General features: G+C 56.5%; 19 protein-coding genes. 8 read left to right on the top strand and 11 right to left on the bottom strand.

All coding sequences use genetic code 11. The features are described from left to right. Positions 1–75 precede the first annotated feature (75 nt). Together MJ923_RS17280 and MJ923_RS17275 are read right to left on the bottom strand one after the other, a co-directional pair. Positions 76–1101, bottom strand: a complete 1026-nt coding sequence (locus MJ923_RS17280; RefSeq protein ID WP_240592156.1) for a glycosyltransferase — start codon at positions 1099–1101, stop codon at positions 76–78. Between the two features lie 10 nt (positions 1102–1111). Further along, the gene (locus MJ923_RS17275) at positions 1112–1867 is read right to left on the bottom strand and encodes a glycosyltransferase family 2 protein (protein WP_240592155.1); all 756 of its coding nucleotides are present in this window, start codon (positions 1865–1867) and stop codon (positions 1112–1114) included. A gap of 152 nt (positions 1868–2019) precedes the next feature. Here MJ923_RS17275 and MJ923_RS17270 point away from each other — a divergent pair, with 152 nt between their 5' ends. The 6 genes from MJ923_RS17270 to MJ923_RS17245 all read left to right on the top strand — a co-directional run bounded on the left by MJ923_RS17270 (position 2020) and on the right by MJ923_RS17245 (position 8087). Then, positions 2020–2775: a glycosyltransferase family 25 protein gene (locus MJ923_RS17270; RefSeq protein ID WP_240592154.1), complete on the top strand. Its 756-nt coding sequence runs from the start codon at positions 2020–2022 to the stop codon at positions 2773–2775. An 11-nt stretch (positions 2776–2786) separates the two neighbouring features. Continuing rightward, entirely contained in the window at positions 2787–3272 is a 486-nt protein-coding gene (gene coaD, locus MJ923_RS17265) for a pantetheine-phosphate adenylyltransferase (protein WP_126168971.1), read from the top strand. A 19-nt stretch (positions 3273–3291) separates the two neighbouring features. Beyond that, positions 3292–4776: a capsule assembly Wzi family protein gene (locus MJ923_RS17260; RefSeq protein ID WP_240592153.1), complete on the top strand. Its 1485-nt coding sequence runs from the start codon at positions 3292–3294 to the stop codon at positions 4774–4776. 148 nt (positions 4777–4924) lie between these two features. Continuing rightward, on the top strand, positions 4925–5656 hold the full coding sequence (locus tag MJ923_RS17255) for a glycosyltransferase family 2 protein (protein ID WP_240592152.1): 732 nt from the start codon (positions 4925–4927) through the stop codon (positions 5654–5656). Next, entirely contained in the window at positions 5653–6330 is a 678-nt protein-coding gene (locus tag MJ923_RS17250) for a TVP38/TMEM64 family protein (RefSeq protein ID WP_240592151.1), read from the top strand. The genes MJ923_RS17255 and MJ923_RS17250 overlap by 4 nt, the downstream gene beginning before the upstream one ends. 8 nt (positions 6331–6338) lie before the next feature. Further along, entirely contained in the window at positions 6339–8087 is a 1749-nt protein-coding gene (locus MJ923_RS17245) for an ArnT family glycosyltransferase (protein ID WP_240592150.1), read from the top strand. On the opposite strand, the gene MJ923_RS17240 is transcribed toward MJ923_RS17245, so the two are convergent. The 5 genes from MJ923_RS17240 to MJ923_RS17220 all read right to left on the bottom strand — a co-directional run bounded on the left by MJ923_RS17240 (position 8088) and on the right by MJ923_RS17220 (position 13611). Next, positions 8088–9554 carry an aldehyde dehydrogenase family protein gene (locus tag MJ923_RS17240; RefSeq protein WP_240592149.1) on the bottom strand — a complete coding sequence of 489 codons (1467 nt, stop codon included), beginning with the start codon at positions 9552–9554 and terminating at the stop codon, positions 8088–8090. Beyond that, on the bottom strand, positions 9554–10387 hold the full coding sequence (locus MJ923_RS17235; protein ID WP_240592148.1) for an ABC transporter permease: 834 nt from the start codon (positions 10385–10387) through the stop codon (positions 9554–9556). Before MJ923_RS17235 ends, MJ923_RS17240 begins: the two co-directional genes overlap by 1 nt. Positions 10388–10396: 9 nt before the next feature. Beyond that, on the bottom strand, positions 10397–11263 hold the full coding sequence (locus tag MJ923_RS17230; RefSeq protein ID WP_240592147.1) for an ABC transporter permease: 867 nt from the start codon (positions 11261–11263) through the stop codon (positions 10397–10399). A 23-nt stretch (positions 11264–11286) separates the two neighbouring features. Beyond that, complete coding sequence (locus MJ923_RS17225; RefSeq protein WP_240592146.1) at positions 11287–12435, bottom strand: ABC transporter substrate-binding protein; 1149 nt, start codon at positions 12433–12435, stop codon at positions 11287–11289. A gap of 87 nt (positions 12436–12522) precedes the next feature. Then, positions 12523–13611 (bottom strand): ABC transporter ATP-binding protein, encoded by a 1089-nt coding sequence (locus MJ923_RS17220; protein ID WP_240592227.1) that lies wholly within the window; start codon positions 13609–13611, stop codon positions 12523–12525. 188 nt (positions 13612–13799) lie between these two features. Here MJ923_RS17220 and MJ923_RS17215 point away from each other — a divergent pair, with 188 nt between their 5' ends. Both MJ923_RS17215 and MJ923_RS17210 read left to right on the top strand, forming a co-directional pair. Next, the gene (locus tag MJ923_RS17215; protein WP_240592145.1) at positions 13800–14624 is read left to right on the top strand and encodes a helix-turn-helix transcriptional regulator; all 825 of its coding nucleotides are present in this window, start codon (positions 13800–13802) and stop codon (positions 14622–14624) included. 125 nt (positions 14625–14749) lie between these two features. Next, a complete protein-coding gene (locus MJ923_RS17210) occupies positions 14750–15748 on the top strand; it encodes a sphingomyelin phosphodiesterase (RefSeq protein ID WP_240592144.1) in 999 nt (332 codons plus the stop codon). 52 nt (positions 15749–15800) lie between these two features. On the opposite strand, the gene MJ923_RS17205 is transcribed toward MJ923_RS17210, so the two are convergent. The 4 genes from MJ923_RS17205 to moaA all read right to left on the bottom strand — a co-directional run bounded on the left by MJ923_RS17205 (position 15801) and on the right by moaA (position 19231). Continuing rightward, positions 15801–16691, bottom strand: a complete 891-nt coding sequence (locus MJ923_RS17205) for a DMT family transporter (protein ID WP_240592143.1) — start codon at positions 16689–16691, stop codon at positions 15801–15803. A gap of 177 nt (positions 16692–16868) precedes the next feature. Next, on the bottom strand, positions 16869–17684 hold the full coding sequence (gene mutM / locus MJ923_RS17200) for a bifunctional DNA-formamidopyrimidine glycosylase/DNA-(apurinic or apyrimidinic site) lyase (RefSeq protein ID WP_240592142.1): 816 nt from the start codon (positions 17682–17684) through the stop codon (positions 16869–16871). Between the two features lie 45 nt (positions 17685–17729). Next, positions 17730–18173, bottom strand: coding sequence for a hypothetical protein (locus tag MJ923_RS17195; RefSeq protein WP_240592141.1), 444 nt, complete (start codon positions 18171–18173; stop codon positions 17730–17732). Positions 18174–18247: 74 nt separating this feature from the next. Continuing rightward, positions 18248–19231, bottom strand: coding sequence for a GTP 3',8-cyclase MoaA (gene moaA / locus MJ923_RS17190; protein ID WP_240592140.1), 984 nt, complete (start codon positions 19229–19231; stop codon positions 18248–18250). Positions 19232–19240 lie beyond the last annotated feature (9 nt).

Below are 19240 nucleotides of genomic sequence, written 5' to 3'. Positions count from 1 at the left end.
CTTGTTTGGTAGCCTGTTTACCAACAGCAATCAGACCGATAACTCTGTTTCCTGTTGATAACATTTGTAGCCGGTTCAGGAACGCAGATTTTCGACCAGGTGCTCGAAAGCATCGGTAACTGCATTGACATCATAGTCTGCCGGCAGCGACTTTTTGAACCGCTGTGGCGATGCCAGGGCAGCGGCAATGGTGCTGCCCAGCTGTGCGTTGCACAGCACCAGTCCGGGGAAGCTGTTGCCCAGTACCTCTTTGCCGCCTGTGGTGGCGGTGCTGACCATGGGGATGTCGAGCGCCATGGCCTCGAGCAACACATACCCCATGGTTTCGGAATCCGAACAGAGGATCAGGCAGGTTGCCTGCTTTAAAAGTGGAAAAGGGTTATATAGGTTGCCGGTAAACAGTACTTTATCCGCCACGCCTAGACTCTCGGCCAGTGCTTGCAACTCAGGGATCCTGGGAGTGTTGTCGTCTTGCTCTTTCCCGACAAATACCAACTTGTGTTGATGCAAGGCCGGGGTGTGGGCGTAGGCCCTGATTAACCTGTCCTGCCGTTTCTCGGCGCTGATGCGGCCGATATGGAGCAGGTAAGGTGTGGGAACCTCACCGCCCTGTTCATTGGCGAGCCGGCGCACGGCGTCTGCATCGAAGGGGTTGGGGATCACCGGATGTGCGTGACCGCTCCAGCGTGACAGTTCGTCAGCCATGGCTCGGGACACCAGGATCTCGCGGCCAGGGTATCTGTGTCTGGCTTCGATGCGGTTACGCACTCTGCCAATTAGCCCTTTTCGGGCACGAAATCTGGCATTGCAGTCGCTGTGAATGATGGAGATGGCATGTTTGCGGGGAGCATGGCGATGGCCAACGCCATCGACCAGCACCAGTTGCTCGTCCGCGGTTGGTGTGAACTGGCGCAGCCAGTGTTTGTCTATCGCGGAAACCTGAGCCCAGGGCTGCCACCGTCTGGCATCATCGGTGCTGTAGTCGCCAAGGCAGAGTATGCGGATCTGATGGCCGCGACGTTGAAGGCTTTGCCCCAGCAGCTGGGTGGCGAGCTCTGCGCCGCCTGGTGCTAACTGACGAACAACAAACAGAAATTTCATTGTGCGCCGATCAGCGTTTGTCCTGCTCGTGGAATTCAAACAATTTGGCTTCCTTCATAAAAGCGTAATAAGCCTCCATGATGGACAATATAAAACCACGTTTGCCGGAAAATAGTTTACGTTGAAAAATATACTCTTTTATAAACACCAGCGGGAATATCAAGACTAATTTCGCCAGAGAATAACCTTTGCCTTTGGTATATTTCTCTTTCGCCTTCAATGTTGAGTAAGTGTTATTTTTTGTGGTTATGGCTGATATTGAATCGTAACCATAATGATTGAAAGCCAGATCGATAAATATCTCTTTTCCGTCAACAGTAGCACTTTCGTGCGCCATTCTCGAGCCGTCAAAGTGGGATTTCGACTTTTTATAGAACCTGTGGTTGTTGGCTTTTTTACTGAAGCGGGAAAGTGGCTCGCCAATAAAAATATCGTTGCGCCAAAAACGTACGCTGTCTGCTTTATCCTGAGTCATGATCTCTTTGAAAGCCGACACCAGCTCTGGGGTGATGGCCTCGTCACCGTCGAGATTCAATACCCACTCATGCTTGCAAAGTGACATAGCATGTTGTTTTTGTTTGGCATATCCAAGCCAGTCCTGATGATAAACCGTGGCGCCATATTCTCTGGCAATCTCCAGAGTTTTATCTGTGCTACCAGAGTCCACCAAGATGATTTCATCCATGCACTGAACACTGGCTAAGGTTTTAGCCAGATGCTTCTCTTCGTTTTTGGTGATGATAAAAACGCTGATTGGCAGTTTCATGATGATCTCGACAGTTTAGGTTCAGGCTGCGAATTATATCATCAGTCTGTTGAATGTCTTGTTAACTCGGTTTCATTCCGCTACTGATGCCGAATAAAATGACATCTCTTATGGTAGAATCCCGCTCTTGTAGATTATTGAGACTAAGACGAATGAAGTATAGCGTCCTGGTAATTAATTTGGATTCCAGCGTGGACAGAATGACGTCCATGGCCAAACAACTGGAAGACCTTGGCCTGCCCTATGAAAGGGTCAGCGCCGTGCGCGGCAGCCTGCTGTCGGCCGATGAAAAATCGCAGGTGTTTAACCTGGAAGCGAATCAGCGCAAGTACGATAAGATCCTCAATGACGGTGAAATCGGCTGCTATTTAAGCCATGTGCGCTGCTGGGAGCGTATTGTTGCCGATGAGCTGGATTTTGCGCTTATCCTCGAAGACGATGCGATATTAACGCCAGAAATCAAAGGCTTTATCGAGGCCTTGCCACGTTTGTCCGATGATTGGGACTACATCAAGCTCTCCCATGGCAGCAAAACCAAGGACACCCTTGAGACGCTCGATTTGGGCGATGGCCTGAGCCTCAGCCGCTGTTTAAAGCTGCCCTCGACCACCACGGGGCAGTTTGTTTCGGCCAGCGGCGCGAAAAAGCTGCTCGCGAGCGCCTATCCCATTGCCAGACCCATCGATATGGATATCCAGTATTGGTTTGAAAAGGACCTGCATTGCCTGGTAAGCCGACCGTTTCCGGTGCTGAATGGCGACTTTGGCAGTGAAATCAATAAAACCGCCGACAGGCGTCAGGTTGAGCGCAACAGATGCAAACGTTTGTGGCAAAAGCTGTGCTATGAGCTGTCACTGCTCAAAAACCGAGGTAATATGGGCGCTCTGCCAAAGATTATTGAGCGATAGGAGCGCTGAGCATGCACACAAGAGCCATTTACCCGGGAACCTTTGATCCGGTCACCAATGGTCATGCCGATCTGATAGAAAGAGCGGCGAATCTGTTTAAGCATGTGATTATCGGTGTGGCGGCCAGCCCGTCCAAGCAGCCACGTTTTTCACTGGAGAAACGGGTGGAGCTGCTGCGCAAGGTCACCGCTCATCTGGATAATGTGGAAGTGGTGGGCTTTACCGGGCTGCTGGTGGACTTCGCCAAAGAGCAGCAGGCCAGCGTGCTGGTGCGGGGCCTGCGCGCAGTTTCTGACTTTGAATACGAATTCCAGCTGGCAAACATGAACCGCCGCTTAAGCCCCGAGCTTGAGAGCGTGTTTCTTACTCCCGCCGAAGAAAACTCCTTTATTTCTTCCACCCTGGTGAAAGAAGTGGCGCTGCATGGCGGCGATGTGAGCCAATTTGTGCACCCCGAGGTTGCGGCTGAGCTGTTGGCGCTGCCCCGTAAAAAGTAACAGTTAAAAAGGGATTTTAATGAAGTACTTGTCTTTATCTGCCCTGAGTCTGGCACTGCTGGCTTCCCAGGCTCAGGCCGCCCCCTGGGTGGATTCTTCCGATGTTTATCTCAGAGCCGATATTCAGGCGCTGGCAGATGCCGGGGTGATCACTATGCCGGTAAATACCTTTCCGCTGATGTGGGCCGGTATTGGCGTGGATCTGGGCAAGGCTGAGCCGTCGATGATGGCGCCGGATGTGGCCGCTGCCTTCGCGCGGGTTAACTATTACTATCGTCAGGCGGTGGACAATCGCGGCAATACCCGTATCAAGGGCACAGCCGCAACCGATGCGGCGCGGTTCCAACATTACGGCAGTGATTACCGTGAAAAGGGCGAACTGAAAGCCTCCCATGAATACATGGACAACCGTTTTGCCTTTAAGCTGTCGGCCACTGCGGCCTACGATGCGCAGGATGATAAAGACTTCCGTCTGGACGATTCCTGGGCGGCTGTGGTGCTGGGCAACTGGGTGATTTCTGCCGGTGCCGTGGAGCAGTGGTGGGGCCCGGGATTCGATACCGCGCTGCACAAGTCCAATAATGCCCGTCCCATGCCGTCACTGATGCTGAGCCGCAATAATGCGGCCGCCTTTGAAACGCCCTGGCTGTCGTGGATTGGTCCCTGGACCCTGACCACAGGCATCAGTTGGATGAACGATGACAGAGCGGTTGAAGATACCCTGCTGTGGAATTTCCGCGGCACCTTGCGCCCCATCAAGCAGGTGGAAATTGGCGCCTCCTGGACGGTGCAGATGTGTGGCGAAGGTCAGGACTGTGGTCTGGGTACCTTCTGGGATACCATCTCCGGCGGCGGTGAATGTGCCGATGGCTCTGTGGACTGCGACCCTTCGTTGAATTCGCGCCTGGGTAACCAGATGGCCGGTTGGGACATCCGCTACGCCGACACCTGGTTCGATGTGCCCGTGGGTATTTACCTTGAGCGCACCTGTGAAGACTCCAGCGGCCCCATGCCGTGGGATCTGGCGGATTGCGCCAAGATGGCGGGTGTTGATACCCGTTTTGGCTTTAAAGATCAGCAATATAAACTGTTCCTTGAGTACACAGACACCCTGGTGGCCTGTAGCGAGAACAGCAACAGTTTCAACTGCTTCTATGAGCATTCAACCTATCTTTCCGGTTCGCGCTACTATCGCCGTTCGCTGGGTTCGACCTACGACAGCGACGCCGAAACCTGGGTGCTGGGCCTGATTGGCCAGTTCAGCGACAGCAAGGGCATCAGCGCCTACCTGCGTTATGCGCAGCTGAACAAGGACGGCGTCAGTACCGGTAATAAGTGGGCACCTCAGCCTGTGAAAGAAGACCTGCTGATGCTGGAGGTGTCTTATCGTCAACCGCTGCTGAGCGGTATGGTGACTCTGGGCGGCACAGTTTCCAAGTCAGACTACGAGCTTGACTCAAGCAATGATGCGACTGTATTTGGCAGCTACGAGTACCGTTTCTAATCGCCGAATGGGCGTTATCAAATCGTAAAAAGCGCGCCATCCGGCGCGCTTTTTTTGTCATGTTTACGAAAGAAATCCCCCCTATCCTTTACGGCTTGCGTACGATATGCTGGCCATACGGCATACCGCCAAAAGGAGTTTTAGGTCAATGATTTCTGTGGTAATCCCCGCCAAAGATGAGACGGGAAACATCGGCAATCTGGTCAGGGAAATTGCCGCCGCCCTTAAAGAAGAACAAACATTCGAAATCGTCGTGGTCGATGATGGCAGCGGTGATGCCACCGGCCAGGAAGTGTTGGATGCCGCCAACGAATGCGGCTGCAACGCACGGGTTGTGCGTCACAAAAACAGTACCGGCCAGAGCACCGCAGTGCATACCGGCGTGCTTAATGCCAAGGGTGACTGGATAGTGACCCTGGATGCCGACGGCCAAAACGATCCTGCCGATATACCGGCGATGATAGCCGTGGCCAACAAGGTCACCAATCCGCACTTTTGTATCGCCGGTTACCGTAAAAATCGAAAAGACACTGCCTGGAAACGTTTTCAGTCCCGGGTTGCCAACAAGGTGCGCGATACACTGCTCAATGACGGCGTGCCGGACACCGGCTGCGGCCTTAAACTCTTCCCGCGGGAAACCTTTTTGCGTCTGCCGCACTTTAACCATATGCATCGTTATCTGCCCGCGTTGATCAAACGCCTCGGCGGCGAAGTGCATGTCAGTGAAGTGAACCACAGGGACAGGCAGGCTGGTGTGTCAAAGTACAACGCCTGGAACCGTGCCTGGGTGGGCATAGTCGATTTGATGGGGGTAATGTGGCTGATCCGCCGCGGCAAGGTGGCTGAAGTCGAGCGGATTGACGACCATATCCAGCCATGAAAACCCATCTTAAACGCCTCGGTAAACTCAGCCTGACCTTACTGGTGTTGCTGGCACTCATGCTGGCTGCCAGGGAAGGCTGGTTCGACCATCTCACCGATTCCAACTGGGTGGCCCGTTTCGTCAAAGAAGGTGGGCTGCAGGCCATGGCTGTGCTACTGATGGCGGGCAGTCTTTTTACCGCAGTGGGCGGCCCAAGGCAGGCCATCGCCTTTGTTTGCGGCTTTGCCATGGGCGGCTTTTATGGGGCGCTGTTCTCCACATTGGCAGCGGTGCTTGGCTGCCTGATGAGCTTTTACTTTGCGCGCCTGACTGTACGCAGCAGTCTGCGTCGCCGCTTTGGCTACCGACTGGAGCGGTTTGAGGCGCTGATTGCCAGCAACACCTGGCTTAAGGTGTTGATGATCCGCCTGCTGCCCGTGGGCAGCAATCTGCTGACCAACCTCCTGGCCGGGACCACCAAAGTTGGTGTGGGTGGTTTTGTGCTTGGCAGCGCCATTGGCTATTTGCCGCAGATGCTGATTTTCAGCTTTGCCGGTGCGGGCATTGGCCTTGCCGACCATGTGCAGCTTGGGATCAGCATAGGGCTCTTTGTTCTATCGAGCGCCATCGGCGCCTTCTTGTATCGCAGCCACCTTAAACGCCAGGTGGATGAATTGGCTGAAGAAGCATAGGGACGGGTATGGATTATCTGCTGGGCTTTTTTAAGGATGACAATAAACAGAGGGTGTTCTGGTCGCTGTTGCTGCTGACCACCCTGGTGATGCTGATTGGCATGGGGCTGCGCTCGCCCTGGCCTGCGGATGAGCCGCGCTTTGTGGAAGTTGCCCGTGAAATGGTAATGGGCGGCGAATGGCTGTTTCCCACCCGTGGCGGCGAATTTTATCCCGATAAACCGCCGGTGTTTATGTGGGCCATTGCCGCCTGTTATGCGCTGATTGGTAATCTCAAGCTGGCATTTTTGATCCCCAACGCCCTCTGCGGCCTGATTACCGTGATGCTGGTTTACGATCTGGGTTGCCGCCTGTGGAGCGTGCGGGTGGGCCGCAACGCCGCACTGCTGTTGCTGCTGGTGCCGCAGTTTTTAATGCAGGCAAAGAATGCCCAGATAGATGCCATGGTGGCCTGCTGGATCACCGTGGGTTGCTACGGCCTTATCCGCCACTTTGTGCTGGGGCCGAACTGGCGTTGGTTCTTTGTCGCCTGGGGCTTTATGGGGCTTGGTGTCATCACCAAGGGCGTGGGTTTTCTGCCGCTATTAATGTTGCTGCCGCTGGCCTGGTATCGGTGGCGCACAGTTACCGGCAGGGCGCTGTTGCCCCACAATGCCTGGTCGTGGAAGGTAGCTGCCGGTCCTCTGGTGATGCTGGCGGTGATTGGCAGCTGGCTTATTCCCATGCTGCTGGCGGTGTGGCTGGATGCGACCCCTGAGCATCAGGCCTACATGCAAAATATCCTTTTTAAACAAACCGGTGAGCGCTACGTTAACGCCTGGCACCATATCAAGCCCTGGTACTTTTTCGTGCTGAGTGTGATTCCCTGGCTGTGGTTTCCGCTGCCGCTGCTGGCCATTGCCCACGCTAAAAAGCTCTGGCATCGGCTCAAGGCTGACCCTGTAGTGGCCATACTGCTGCTGTGGGTGTTGCTGGTGGTGGTGTTCTTCAGCCTAAGCCCAGGTAAGCGTAACGTTTATATCCTGCCGGCTCTGCCCATGGCCTGCCTTGCCATGGCCGCCATGCTCGATGGTGAAACGCCCAAACGCTGGTTTGAGCTGTTGGTCAAGGGGCTGCTGTGGTTCCTCGGTGTGCTTGTGGTGCTGGTGGGCGTACTGGCTCTGGCGCATCATCCCAAACTGGCTGAGCGCCTTGCCGATTACACCAATGACCTGACTGGCATAGGTATCCTGTTTATCGCCCTGGGCGCTGCCTGGCTTGGGCTGATTTGGTGGCTCAGAAACCGCTCATCCCTACTGGGGGCGGGCGCTGTCACCCTGCTGGGTTGGCTGCTGATTGGCACCTTTGGTTATCCGATGCTGGACCCCATGCGCACCCCGCAGGCGCTGATGCAACATACAGCCGATACCATAGGGGAAGACGCCGAGCTCGGGCTGGTGAAATTCAAGGAGCAGTTCATTTTGTTCTCGCCTATGTCGGTGACCCACTTCAGTTATCTGGCGCCGGTTGAAGAGCAGGAGCGCAACGCCTGGGCCTGGCTTGCCGAAGGCAAGGTCGCTGGAGATAAACGCTATCTGCTGATCCCCAGGGGGCCGGAATTGAGCTGTTTCGACCTGTCACTGGGGCAGAGCATGGGCATAGCCCACAGGGACGAGTGGATGTTGGTGGACGACAGGGCCATGAGCGCCGATTGCCCGGCGCCTGTGCGGCAATACAGATACCACACAGACCATCCCGGGCATTGGCTCAAGGACTGATTACTTCAGATACCAGCCCCAGGGCTCACTCGCCTGATAACGGGTAACTTGCTTGGTTTCCAGGTAGTTGTGAAGGCCCCAGTGGCCAAGCTCGCGGCCGATGCCGGATTGCTTCATGCCGCCCCAGGGCGCCTGGCTGAAGGTGGGTTGAGAGCAGTTGATCCACACAATGCCGGCGCGCATGGCGTTGGCGACCCGGGCGCAGCGGTCCTGGTCTGCCGACATCACCGCCGCCGCCAGTCCGAAGCGTGACTGATTGGCGAGCTGCACGGCTTCGGCCTCGGTTCTGAAACGCTTCACCGCCAGCACGGGGCCGAAGATTTCGTCGCTCCACACCGGATGATTCAGCGGCGGCTCCAGCAGCACTGTGGGGCGCACAAAGTAGCCCTTCTCCATACCCGCATCGCCGCCGCAAAGCATCTCAACGCCATCGGCACGGGCCGAGTCGATAAAGCGCAGCACCTTGTGGTATTGCTCGCGGCTCACCAGTGGCCCCAGCAGTATTCCGGGTTCCATGCCGTTGCCGAGGGGGATTTTGTCGGCTTCCTGTTTGAGTCTGGCAAGGAAGCGATCGGCAATGTCGTGTTGCACCAAGAGCCTTGAAGTGGCGCTGCACACCTGGCCCTGATTCCAGAAGATACCGAACATCACCCATTCCACTGCGGCTTCGATATCGGCATCGTCGAACAGGATAAAGGCTGACTTGCCGCCAAGCTCCAGGCTGACATTTTTAATCTGCTGCGCTGCCGCCGACATGATTTTGCTGCCGGTGGGCACGCTGCCGGTGAAGGCGAGTTTATCGACCCCCGGATGGCGGGCCAGCGGTACTCCGGCCTCGACCCCAAGGCCGGTGACTATGTTGAGCACCCCCGCAGGCAGGCCAACTTCATCGGCATAGCTGCCAAGCTCCAGTGCCGTCATCGGGGTCAGCTCCGAGGGCTTGAGCACCATGGTGGCCCCGGCTGCCAGTGCGGGGGCGACCTTCCAGGCGGCCATCAGCATGGGGTAGTTCCAGGGAATGATTTGCCCGGCCACGCCAATGGGCTCGTGGCGGATATGGCAGCTGAAACGCGCATCCGGCAGGGGCAGCGGCGTGTCCTGCTGCTCATCGAGGGTTTCGGCAAGTTCAGCGTAATAACGAAAACAACCGGCGGTGTCTTCTATATCCCAAAGTGCCTCAGGCAGCGGCTTGCCGTTGTCGGTCACTTCCAGGTGGGCGAGGGTATCTTTGTCGCGCTCGATGCAGTCGGCGATGCCGTTCAGTAGCGCGGCTCTGTCCTTGCCTGTGGTCTTGCGCCAGTCGCCCTCGAAGGCATTGCGGGCGGCATTGACCGCATGATTGATGTCTTCCTCACTGCCGGCGGGGGCGCGGTGAAATACCTCTTCGGTGGCCGGGTTTATCACATCGAAGCCGCCGCCCAGATCCGGGCTGACCCACTCGCCATTGATATACAGATGCTCTTTCATTATGCATTCCTCTTGCTGCGGTTCAGGCCGCGGGTTTCGAGCAGTCTGGCTGAAAACAGCAGCGCCAGAGAGACACAGATGATCAGGGTGGAAATGGCATTCACCTCCGGGGTTACCCCGCGGCGAATGGAAGAGAAGATATAAATCGGCAGCGTGGTTTCACTGCCCGCCACAAAGAAGGCGATGATGAAGTCATCGAAGCTGAAGGTGAACGCCAGCAGGAAGGCCGCCAGAATACCGGGGGCGAGATAAGGCAGAGTCACCCGCAGCAGGGTTTGGCGCGGGCTGGCGTAAAGATCGAACGAGGCCTCAATCAGCCGCTTGTCCATGGTCTCAAGCCGGGTACGTACTATCACCATCACCAGCGCCATGGTGAACAGACTGTGGGAGGCGACCACGGTCCAAAAGCCCATCTGCAATCTGGGGGCCTCGCCGAAGATGCCTGGCCAAATGGCTTCAATCACAGGGTTGGCCATATCGAACAGGGTCTTCATTGCCGACAGGCTGGCGATGCCAATCACAATGCCGGGGATGATAATGGCGCTGTAGGTGAGGCCATCGAAGGTGGCCCTGAGCGGCCCTTTTACATCTTCCAGTGCCAGCACCGCCATGGTGCCAAACAGGGTGGCGATGACCGCCGAGGTGAAGGCGATGCGCAGGCTGTTGTACAGCGCCTCCATCATAAAGGGGTTGTCGGTGACCTTGCCAAACCAACTGACACCGCAGCACTCGAAGCTGGTGGCGTGGCTGCCGGCATTAAAGGCAAACACCACCACCAACAGGATCGGCGCGTACAAAAACAGGTAAACCAGGGTCGAGTAGCCTCTGAGCATCTTGAACTCCTAAATCGCGGCCAGGGCCTGACGGTCGTTGAAACGCCTTACCAGCCGCAGATACAGGCCAATAATCACCAGCATCAGTGCCACCAGAGTCATGGCGATGGCGGCGCCAAAAGGCCAGTTGCGTGACTGCAGGAACAAGTCCACCAGAGCGTTACCGACAAAGAACACCTTGCCGCCGCCGAGAATGGCCGGAATGAGGAACTCCCCCATCAGCAGGATAAATACCAGCATCACCCCGGTGATGATGCCGGGCATGGACAGGGGCAGGGTTACCCGCAGGAAGGTCGACAGCCGGTTGCCGCCTAGGTCCGCCGAGGCTTCCAGCAGCCGCTTATCCAGCTTGTCGAGGGTGACAAAAATCGGGAACACCATCAGCGGCAAATAACCGTAAATGATGCCCAGCGTAATGGCCCCCGGGGTGTTGAGCATCCGCATATACTCAAACCCCATGCCTTCGAGCAGCGCGGGCAGGCCCTTGCCGCCGAGAATATAAATCCAGGCATAGGTACGGATAAGAAAGCTGGTCCAAAAGGGCACTATCACCAGAGTCAGCAGCAGCGACTTCCAGCGGCTGGCTTTTACCGCCAGAAAGTACGCCAGCGGATAGGCCACCAACAGGCACCCGAGGGTGCCAAGTGGTGCCAGCACCAGTGTATTTTTAAAGGCTGACCAGCGCGCCCCCAGATTGGCGTAGTGCTCCAGGGTGAAGCCGCCGACATAACCGCCGGCGGGGCCGCGCTCGCCAACGCTGAACGCCAGGATCACGGCGATGGGCAGCATCAGCAGCAACAGGAACCCCAGCGAGGCGGGCAGCAGCATCAGTACCCGGGACTTCAAACCCGGTGCGACGAGGGCGTGGCTGGCCATGGTTTTCTCCTTGGTTTTGCTTATCAGGCCGATTTAAAGCGGGCGATAAGCTCGGCGCGGTCCGGGTTTATCAGGGTGGCGGCCGCACCAAATTCCAGCGCCGACAGCAGCTCGGCGGCGGGGTACATGATGGGGTCTTCCAACATGGTCTTGGGCAGCAGGGCATCGACCCGGCTGTCGCCACTGGGGTAACCGTGGGCCAGCACTTCGGCGGCATTGGTGGCCGGTGCCAACAGGTGGTTAATCAGCGCGTAGGCGGCATCCTTGTGCTCGGCGCTCTTGGGAATGGCGTAGAAGTCGCTCCACAGCTCGCCACCTTCGCGGCCGAGCACGTACTTCATTTCCGGCATGTCTCTGTGCAGCTGCGAGCCATCGCCGGTCCAGCACATGGACATCCAGGCATCGCCGTTTCTCAGCGGTGGCTGATAATCCGAGGTAATGGCGTAAAGGTGTGGTTTGCAGTCCAGCAGCAGCGCCTCGGCCTTGGCCAGTTCGGCGGGTTCACAGGAGTTGAAGCTGAAGCCGAAGTACTTGAGGGCGTTGCCAATGGTGGTGAGCTGGTAGTCGTGCACTATGGTGCCGCCGGAGCCGTAGTCGCGGGTGATGTCGAAGAAGTCTTTCCAGCTTTCCACTGCCCTGATGCGCTTGCTGTTATAGACGATGCCTGTGGTGCCCCAGTTTTTGGGCACGGCATACACTTTTCCGTCGATAATGCCCTGCTCCATAAAGCGTTTTTCATAGGCTTCGGGGCGGAAGTTGGGCAGGCGGCTGACATCGAGCGGCTCGATAAGCCCAAGTTCAACATAGGTGCTGATGGTGTAGTTGGTGGGAACAAACACGTCCCAGCCGGTGCCACCGGCCTGCAATTTGGCCAGCATCTCTTCGTTGGAGCCAAACACATTCACCTGCACATTGGCGCCGGTTTTGGTGGCAAACTCATTGAAATTTCTGGCATCGTGATAGTTGGGCCAGGTGGCCAGCGCAACTCTGTCGCCTATGTCTTTTTCACCGGCGCGGGCGGCGGCGCTCATCAGGCTGCCCGCCATGCCGCTGGCCATCACTGTGGTGGCCATACCAAGGCCGGTGACCCGCAAAAACTCACGGCGGCTGATGCTGCCTTTACGCAGCCGCTCAAGTTCTTTGGCAAAGGTGTTTCTGTCGATGTTCTTCATGGTCTGACTCCTTTCATGCCGCTGTGGCGGCGTTATTTTTGTTCTCACTGCAAACATCGAGAATGTAAGTTAATACAAATTGTTATATTAAAGCGGCAGGGCGACTGCCTTGTCGGCGGCCCACTCCAGCGCCACCAGTTCACCGTGGTCCAGGGGCGCCTGGTCGCTGCCTTCGTGCAGACGAACCGTGAGGGTGCCGTGACGCTCAGAGGCCAGTTGGTACTCGGTCAGGTTGCCAAGGAATATCTGGTCGATAACCTTGGCCAGCTCCTGCGGCTGCCCCGAGGGTTTGCTGAGGCGGATATGGTCGGGGCGCACCGAGATGCAGCACTCGGCACCCGGGGTAAGGGCGCTGGCGCCCTCACTGCTGCGACCCGCCAGTAGCACACCCTTGGGGGTTTTCACCGTGAGGGTATTGCCGTCGATGGTCTGAAGCTCACCGAAAAACAGATTGGATTCGCCTATAAAGTCAGCCACATAGGCGCTGCCGGGATGGTCGTACAGCTCCCTTGGGCTGGCGGTTTGAATGATGCGGCCATCTTTCATTACCGAAATCTGATCCGACAGTGACAGCGCCTCTTCCTGATCGTGGGTCACCATCACAAAGGTGATGCCGACTTCCCGCTGCAGTCTGAGCAGTTCGGTTTGCATCTCTTTGCGAAGCTTGCGGTCCAGCGCGGCCAAGGGCTCGTCCAGCAACAGCACCTTAGGCTTGTTCACCAATGCCCTTGCCAGTGCCACCCGTTGCTGCTGACCGCCGGAAAGCTCCCAAGTCCGCCGGGTCTTGAACTGGCCCATGCGCACCATTTCCAGCGCTTCATCCACCCGCTTGTCCAGCTCTGCTTTGCTGAGTTTGGGCTTGTGATAAGCCAGACCATAGCCGACGTTGGCGGCCACATTCATGTGGGGGAACAGGGCATAGTGCTGAAACACCATGTTGACTGGACGCTCGAAGGCGGGAATGCCGTTCATGGGCTCGCCGTCGATAAAGACCTCGCCGCAGCTGGCCTGCTCGAAACCGGCAATCATCCTTAGTGTGGTGGTTTTGCCGCAGCCGGAGGCGCCCAAAAAGGAGTGGAATGCTCCCTTGGGAACCGAAAAACTGATGTTGTCCACGGCGTTCAGATCCCCAAAACGCTTGGAAACCTGTCTGAACTCTATGTCAAATTCATTCATCACATTTGCATCCGGTCATCATCGCCACTGGCTATGGCACTCAAGTATTAGCCAGCATAAGAGGCTGAAAATTATCGTTACATATCCCTGTGGGTATATTTTTTCTCCATAATTTTGCCGTTTTGCATTCCATATACTGACTCAATTTGTTAAGTATATTGAACGCTTGATGTCGACAGGAGGCGACCATGGAGGCGCTGACAGCTCCGCAAACCGAGAGATGGCCACTGCTGGAATGGGTGGAGGATATAGGCCGGATATTTACCGGGGCGGCAGATGGCCAGAGTGCGCTGGAGCTGGTGGCCATGTTGAAGCGGGCCTGCGACTTCGACCACTGCGTAGTGTTTGCCTACAGCGGCGAAGAAGTGCCTCTATGCCTGTTTCATACTTTTTCTGCCGAGCAGTACCGTGATTTTGTCAGCGACTATCAGGCAGGCCCTTATCTGTTGGACCCCTTCTACAAAGCCAGTTACGACGCCGTGCCCGCCAACCTCTATGGCATTCGCGATCTGGCGCCGGACCACTTCTTCCTGAGTGAATACTATCTGTCGTACTACCGGCGGATGTTGCTGCGGGATGAGATTGGTTACTTCGGAGAGGCGGCGCCGGGGATCCGTACCGTGGTCTCCCTGATGCGGGCTGACCATCGTCAGCGATTCGATGAAGCCGACAAGCACAGATTGCGGCAGTTTGAGCCGCTGGTACGGGCCTTTGTGGCCAATCTGTGGCGCGACGGCCGCTTCGGTTTTGGTGAAAGGCCTGCCAAAGACAGCCTGCACGAACGGCTTGAGCAGGGGTTTCTGGAGTTTGGTAAGGAGCAGCTTACCCGGCGGGAGCAGCAGATTTGCCGCCTGCTGCTGCGGGGGCACTCGAGCGCGTCTATCAGTAAGGAGCTGTCGATTTGCGCCGGCACCGTGAAAATTCATCGTAAGAATTTGTACGCCAAACTGGGGGTGTCGTCCCACTCGGAATTATTTCTGGCATTCCTCGATTCGATTCGCAAAGACGGCTGATTTTCATAAAGCTTTTATTCAAATTACATCTCCCTGACACAGGCCTGTGGTGTATTGGCTGTTCCGGCAGTGATTTCTGCCGGTAAATCACAATACCAATAACCATATGGACTGGAGATGCACACATGAAGAAGCATCAGATTTTGTTGTTTACCCTGATACTGTTCGCCCCCCACAGCTTTGCCGAGTCGCTCAAGGTGATGGCCTATAATATCATGCAGTTGAACGTGCAGGACTGGGATCAGGCCAATCGTGCCGAGCGCCTGCCCGGCGTAATTGCTGCCCTGGATGACAGGCCCGAGGTGCTGTTAATCAGCGAAGCGTTCAACAGCGAGTCGGAGCGTGCCCTCGCCAGGCTGGCAACTCAGTACCCCTACCAGACGCCAATCGTTGGCCTGGATTGCAGCGGCGGTGGCTGGGATGCTCTCAGCGGCAACTGCTCCAACTCGCCGGTGGTGATCCGCGGCGGCGTGGTGATCCTGTCGCAATACCCCATCATCAAACGCAAGGCCCACGTGTTTAACCATAGCCTGCAGGGCAGCTGGGATTACTATTCAAACAAGGGCTTTGCCTATGTGGAAATCGATAAAAACGGTGAGCGTTTTCACCTGATTGGTACCCATCTGCAGGCCACCCATGACGGCGATACGGCACAGGAGCATCAGGTGCGCCTGGGGCAACTCGCAGAAATTCAGTCGTTTATTGAAGCACAAGCCATTCCTGCCTCAGAGCCTGTGATTATCGGTGGCGATATGAATGTGGAATGGAGCAAGCAGGATGAAGTGGCCGATATGCTGGCGGCCGTGCGCGGAGGCCTGCATTTTCAGACCCCGGAAATCGGCTCTTTCCCGGCCAAATATAACTGGTTCACCAAGGCCAATGCCTACTACTTTGATTACAGCCTGGATTACAACGACACCCTGGATTACATCTTCTGGCACAAGGACCACAAACAGCCGCTGAATGCACCTGAGATGGCCGTGCGTTATCCCAAGGCTGCCGAGAATTGGTACTGGTGGTATCTCAAGGGTTACTGGAACCTGAGCAGTGGCCGCTACTACCACAACGGCCACTACAAGGAGCTGTCGGATCACTATCCGGTGCAGGTGAACTTCGAGTTTTAAGCCTGTTTATAAACAAATAAAGCCCCATGAAGGGGCTTTTTTGATTCGGTGATCAGTGGGCCAGAATAAGCACTGTGCCTGCCACTGTCATGGCCGCGCCCAGCCAGGCGCCGATAGCCGGGCTTTTGCGGTACACCAGCCACAGCAGTGGCAGCACCAGAATCGGGCTGACCGAAGACAAAATCGCCACCAGTCCCGCATTGCCATGTTTCAGTGCCTGCAAAATCAGCGTCATACCCAGCACCATCGACAGCGCGGCATTGCCAACGGTCAGTGCCAACACCCTGGGTGTGGCCGGGCTCTTGGCTTTGGCGACCGAAAAGCCCAGTACCAGCAGGGCAAAATGCAGCCCAAAGGCGGTGCTCATACGTACTGCCGAGGCGGCCACCGCATCTATGTCAGTTTCCATCAGCGGCTTAAGCATCAAAGTCGATACCGACTGACACAGAGCCGAGAGCAGCGCCAGGGCGATGCCGCGTTTGATCTGCTGATTGCCGCTCTCCCATGCATGTTCCTCGCCCTTGCGTTTACCAAACAAGATGGCGGTCATCACGCCGCTTATCAGCAGCGAACTGCCAATCAGGGTCCAGCCCCAAAGAGTTTCACCCAGGAACAGATAGGCCAGCAGCGCCGAAAACAGTGAGTGGGTGGCAAACAGCACCCCGGCACGACGGGGGCCGAGGCGGTTCATGGCGGCAAACAGCGCCGTATCACCAATAAAGATACCTATGATGCCCGATACGGCCAAAAGCCACAGGCTATCGGGTGTCAGGGTTTGCCAGCTGCCCATCACCAGCGCGATAAGCCACAGCATCAGGCTGGCGCTCAGCATCCGCAGCCGGGTAAAGGCGAAGGCACCCAAATGGGTAGAGGCGGTGGCAGACATCAAACTGCCAACGGCCCAGCAGGCCGCAGCCAGCAGGGCGAGATATTCATAACTCACGGGGTAACCCACTCTGAACAAAACCGCATACAGCACGGCAAAAGGAGCGCCATTATAGTGAGTCGGGCAATAATTCACCAGCAGCCGATGTGGGCATAGCATGCTGGTGAGTTCATAGCGTACAAATATTCATCCACTAATGGTATTAAATGGGATTTAATGGCGTTATAGGTGAATTTATTTACGCTGACACAGGGGGCAGAAAACCGTGGTGCGTTGACCAAGCCGGATTTCAGACAGCAGATGCCCACATTCAGTGCAGGGCTGACCGCCGCGACCATACACATGCAGCTTCTGGGCAAAGTAGCCGGGTTTGCCGTCGGCGTTGGTAAAATCCTTCAAGGTGGTGCCGCCTTGCTTGATAGCCTGGGCGAGGATAGCTTTTACCTCGGCAGTGAGCGCCGTCAGGCGCTCGGCATCCACCTTGCCGGCTTCGGCTTCTGGGTGGATCCCGGCGGCAAACAGCGCCTCGTTGGCGTAGATATTTCCTACCCCCACGACAATGGCGTTATCCATCAGGCACAGCTTGATGGCCTTCTTCTTGCCCTTGAGAGCGTTAATCAGATGTTCGGCGTGGAATGCCGATGACAGGGGCTCGGGGCCGAGTTTTTCCAGCAGCGGATGGGCTTCTTCCGGCAGTTCACACCAGAGCCAGGCACCAAAGCGGCGCGGATCGTTAAACCTCAGTACCCGACCGTTTTGCATCACCAAATCGATATGATCGTGCTTTTCTACCGGAGTGTCTTTGGGCAATACCCGCAGGCTGCCGGACATGCCCAGATGCACTATGCTGGTACCGGCATCTGTGTCGATAAGCAGGTATTTGGCACGGCGGCGCACTGCGCGAATGGTTTGGCCGACGATACGCTGGGCGAGTTCAGGCACGGGCCAGCGCAGGCTGGCGTTACGCACGATGAGGGCTTCGACCAGGTTGCCTTCGAGGTGGGGGGCAATTCCCTGGCGGGTAACTTCTACTTCCGGCAATTCAGGCATGGGTTATTCCAGCTAATCAGGCAAAAATACAGTGGTGACAAAGATTCAGTGACTGGCGGTGACCTTTGGCTCCAGTGCCAGCCGCAGGCTGGGCGGAATCAGGTACCAGTGGCCCTGGGGCGACTTGAGTATGCCGTCATCGAACATCAGCCACACCTGCGGCTCAAGTGTGCCAATACGAATAACCAGCTCTTTTGGATTCTTCGGCTGCTCCGGCGTTTTGCTCATGGGAGAGACTTTCACCTCAAGCCAGGCTTTTCCCCAGTCTTCACAGTTGCTGACATCTTTATCGCAGGCAAACACGCCGCCCTTGCGCTCCAGCGCCAGCCCGTCCAGTTGCAGGCCGGTCAGCGGCGTAGCCTCGTCAAACAGGGGCACGGCATCGTCCGGCAGGCTGTTCATTTGCCTGTCGAGCAGCGTCAGCACCGACACCATGCCGATGCAGGCGATAATAATGATGTTGTTCCAGGTGCGGCGCTTGATTGCCATGAAAATCTCACCCCATAAAAACACAGTGCCAGCGTTATGCTGGCACTCAGTGTATCACGGCTATTGGCGAAGGTTCAGCCGCCGGTGGCGTTCATAAACCGCAGGATTTGCACCTCTCCGGTGTCGAACCTGTGTTCACGGGGCTTGAGTGGCATGGCGGCGGTAATCGCAGCCTTAAGGCGCTCTATATCACCGGGATGTTGGCGCAGGACTGCCTTGAGATCCACCGAATGCTCGTTGCCAAGGCACAGCAGCAACCTGCCTTCCACGGTAACCCGCACCCGATTGCACTCGTGGCAGAAGTTGTGGCTGTGGGGGGAGATAAAGCCGATATGTATCGGGCTGTCACTCATGCGGTAGTAGCGCGCCGGACCGCCGGTGCGTTTGTCCGACAAACTGAGCGGATAGCGGCTTTCAATGATGGCCCGCACCGCGTCACTGGATAAGTGGCGGGATGACTCCCGCTCATCCATCACCCCTATGGGCATCTCTTCGATAAAGGCAATGTCGAGCTTGCGGCTGCGGCAAAACTCCACCAGATCCAGCACCTCATCGTCGTTCTGGTCTTTTAAGATCACCGAGTTGATTTTGATGCGCATAAAGCCGGCGGCTATGGCGGCATCTATCCCTGCCACGACCCGCTCCAGCTTGCCGTTGCGGGTCAGCGCCGAGAAACGCTCGCCCTTTAAGGTATCCAGACTGATGTTAAGCCGCTTAAGCCCAGCGGCCTTTAACGAGGGCGCCAGCTTGGCGAGGCGTGAGCCATTGGTGGTCATCGACAGGTCGTCCAGCCCCGGCAGACTGCCAAGCTGTTTTACCAGCTCTTCGCAGTCGGTGCGAATAAGTGGCTCGCCGCCGGTCAGACGAATTTTTTTCACCCCAAGCTCGGAAAAGGCGCGACCGATAAGTGCCAGTTCTTCAAGGCTCAGTACCTGCTCCTTGGCCAGAAAGCAGGGGTCTTCTTCCATGCAGTAAACGCAGCGAAAATCACAGCGGTCGGTTACCGACAGGCGCAGATACTCCACTGTCCGGCCAAAGCTGTCGCAAAGGGTTTGCATGATGTGGCC

This window comes from Shewanella zhuhaiensis (assembly GCF_022484835.1).
GTDB lineage: Bacteria > Pseudomonadota > Gammaproteobacteria > Enterobacterales > Shewanellaceae > Shewanella > Shewanella khirikhana.
Note: the sequence above shows the minus strand (reverse complement) of the source record. Positions and strands in the feature narration are given on the sequence as shown.

Excerpts from the sequence above, each read along its gene's own strand:
- MJ923_RS17280 (WP_240592156.1), bottom strand. The coding sequence starts at position 1,101 with ATGAAATTTCTGTTTGTTGTTCGTCAGTTAGCACCAGGCGGCGCAGAG.
- MJ923_RS17275 (WP_240592155.1), bottom strand. The coding sequence starts at position 1,867 with ATGAAACTGCCAATCAGCGTTTTTATCATCACCAAAAACGAAGAGAAG.
- MJ923_RS17270 (WP_240592154.1), top strand. The coding sequence starts at position 2,020 with ATGAAGTATAGCGTCCTGGTAATTAATTTGGATTCCAGCGTGGACAGA.
- coaD (WP_126168971.1), top strand. The coding sequence starts at position 2,787 with ATGCACACAAGAGCCATTTACCCGGGAACCTTTGATCCGGTCACCAAT.
- MJ923_RS17260 (WP_240592153.1), top strand. The coding sequence starts at position 3,292 with ATGAAGTACTTGTCTTTATCTGCCCTGAGTCTGGCACTGCTGGCTTCC.
- MJ923_RS17255 (WP_240592152.1), top strand. The coding sequence starts at position 4,925 with ATGATTTCTGTGGTAATCCCCGCCAAAGATGAGACGGGAAACATCGGC.
- MJ923_RS17250 (WP_240592151.1), top strand. The coding sequence starts at position 5,653 with ATGAAAACCCATCTTAAACGCCTCGGTAAACTCAGCCTGACCTTACTG.
- MJ923_RS17245 (WP_240592150.1), top strand. The coding sequence starts at position 6,339 with ATGGATTATCTGCTGGGCTTTTTTAAGGATGACAATAAACAGAGGGTG.
- MJ923_RS17240 (WP_240592149.1), bottom strand. The coding sequence starts at position 9,554 with ATGAAAGAGCATCTGTATATCAATGGCGAGTGGGTCAGCCCGGATCTG.
- MJ923_RS17235 (WP_240592148.1), bottom strand. The coding sequence starts at position 10,387 with ATGCTCAGAGGCTACTCGACCCTGGTTTACCTGTTTTTGTACGCGCCG.
- MJ923_RS17230 (WP_240592147.1), bottom strand. The coding sequence starts at position 11,263 with ATGGCCAGCCACGCCCTCGTCGCACCGGGTTTGAAGTCCCGGGTACTG.
- MJ923_RS17225 (WP_240592146.1), bottom strand. The coding sequence starts at position 12,435 with ATGAAGAACATCGACAGAAACACCTTTGCCAAAGAACTTGAGCGGCTG.
- MJ923_RS17220 (WP_240592227.1), bottom strand. The coding sequence starts at position 13,611 with ATGAATGAATTTGACATAGAGTTCAGACAGGTTTCCAAGCGTTTTGGG.
- MJ923_RS17215 (WP_240592145.1), top strand. The coding sequence starts at position 13,800 with ATGGAGGCGCTGACAGCTCCGCAAACCGAGAGATGGCCACTGCTGGAA.
- MJ923_RS17210 (WP_240592144.1), top strand. The coding sequence starts at position 14,750 with ATGAAGAAGCATCAGATTTTGTTGTTTACCCTGATACTGTTCGCCCCC.
- mutM (WP_240592142.1), bottom strand. The coding sequence starts at position 17,684 with ATGCCTGAATTGCCGGAAGTAGAAGTTACCCGCCAGGGAATTGCCCCC.
- MJ923_RS17195 (WP_240592141.1), bottom strand. The coding sequence starts at position 18,173 with ATGGCAATCAAGCGCCGCACCTGGAACAACATCATTATTATCGCCTGC.
- moaA (WP_240592140.1), bottom strand. The coding sequence starts at position 19,231 with ATGCAAACCCTTTGCGACAGCTTTGGCCGGACAGTGGAGTATCTGCGC.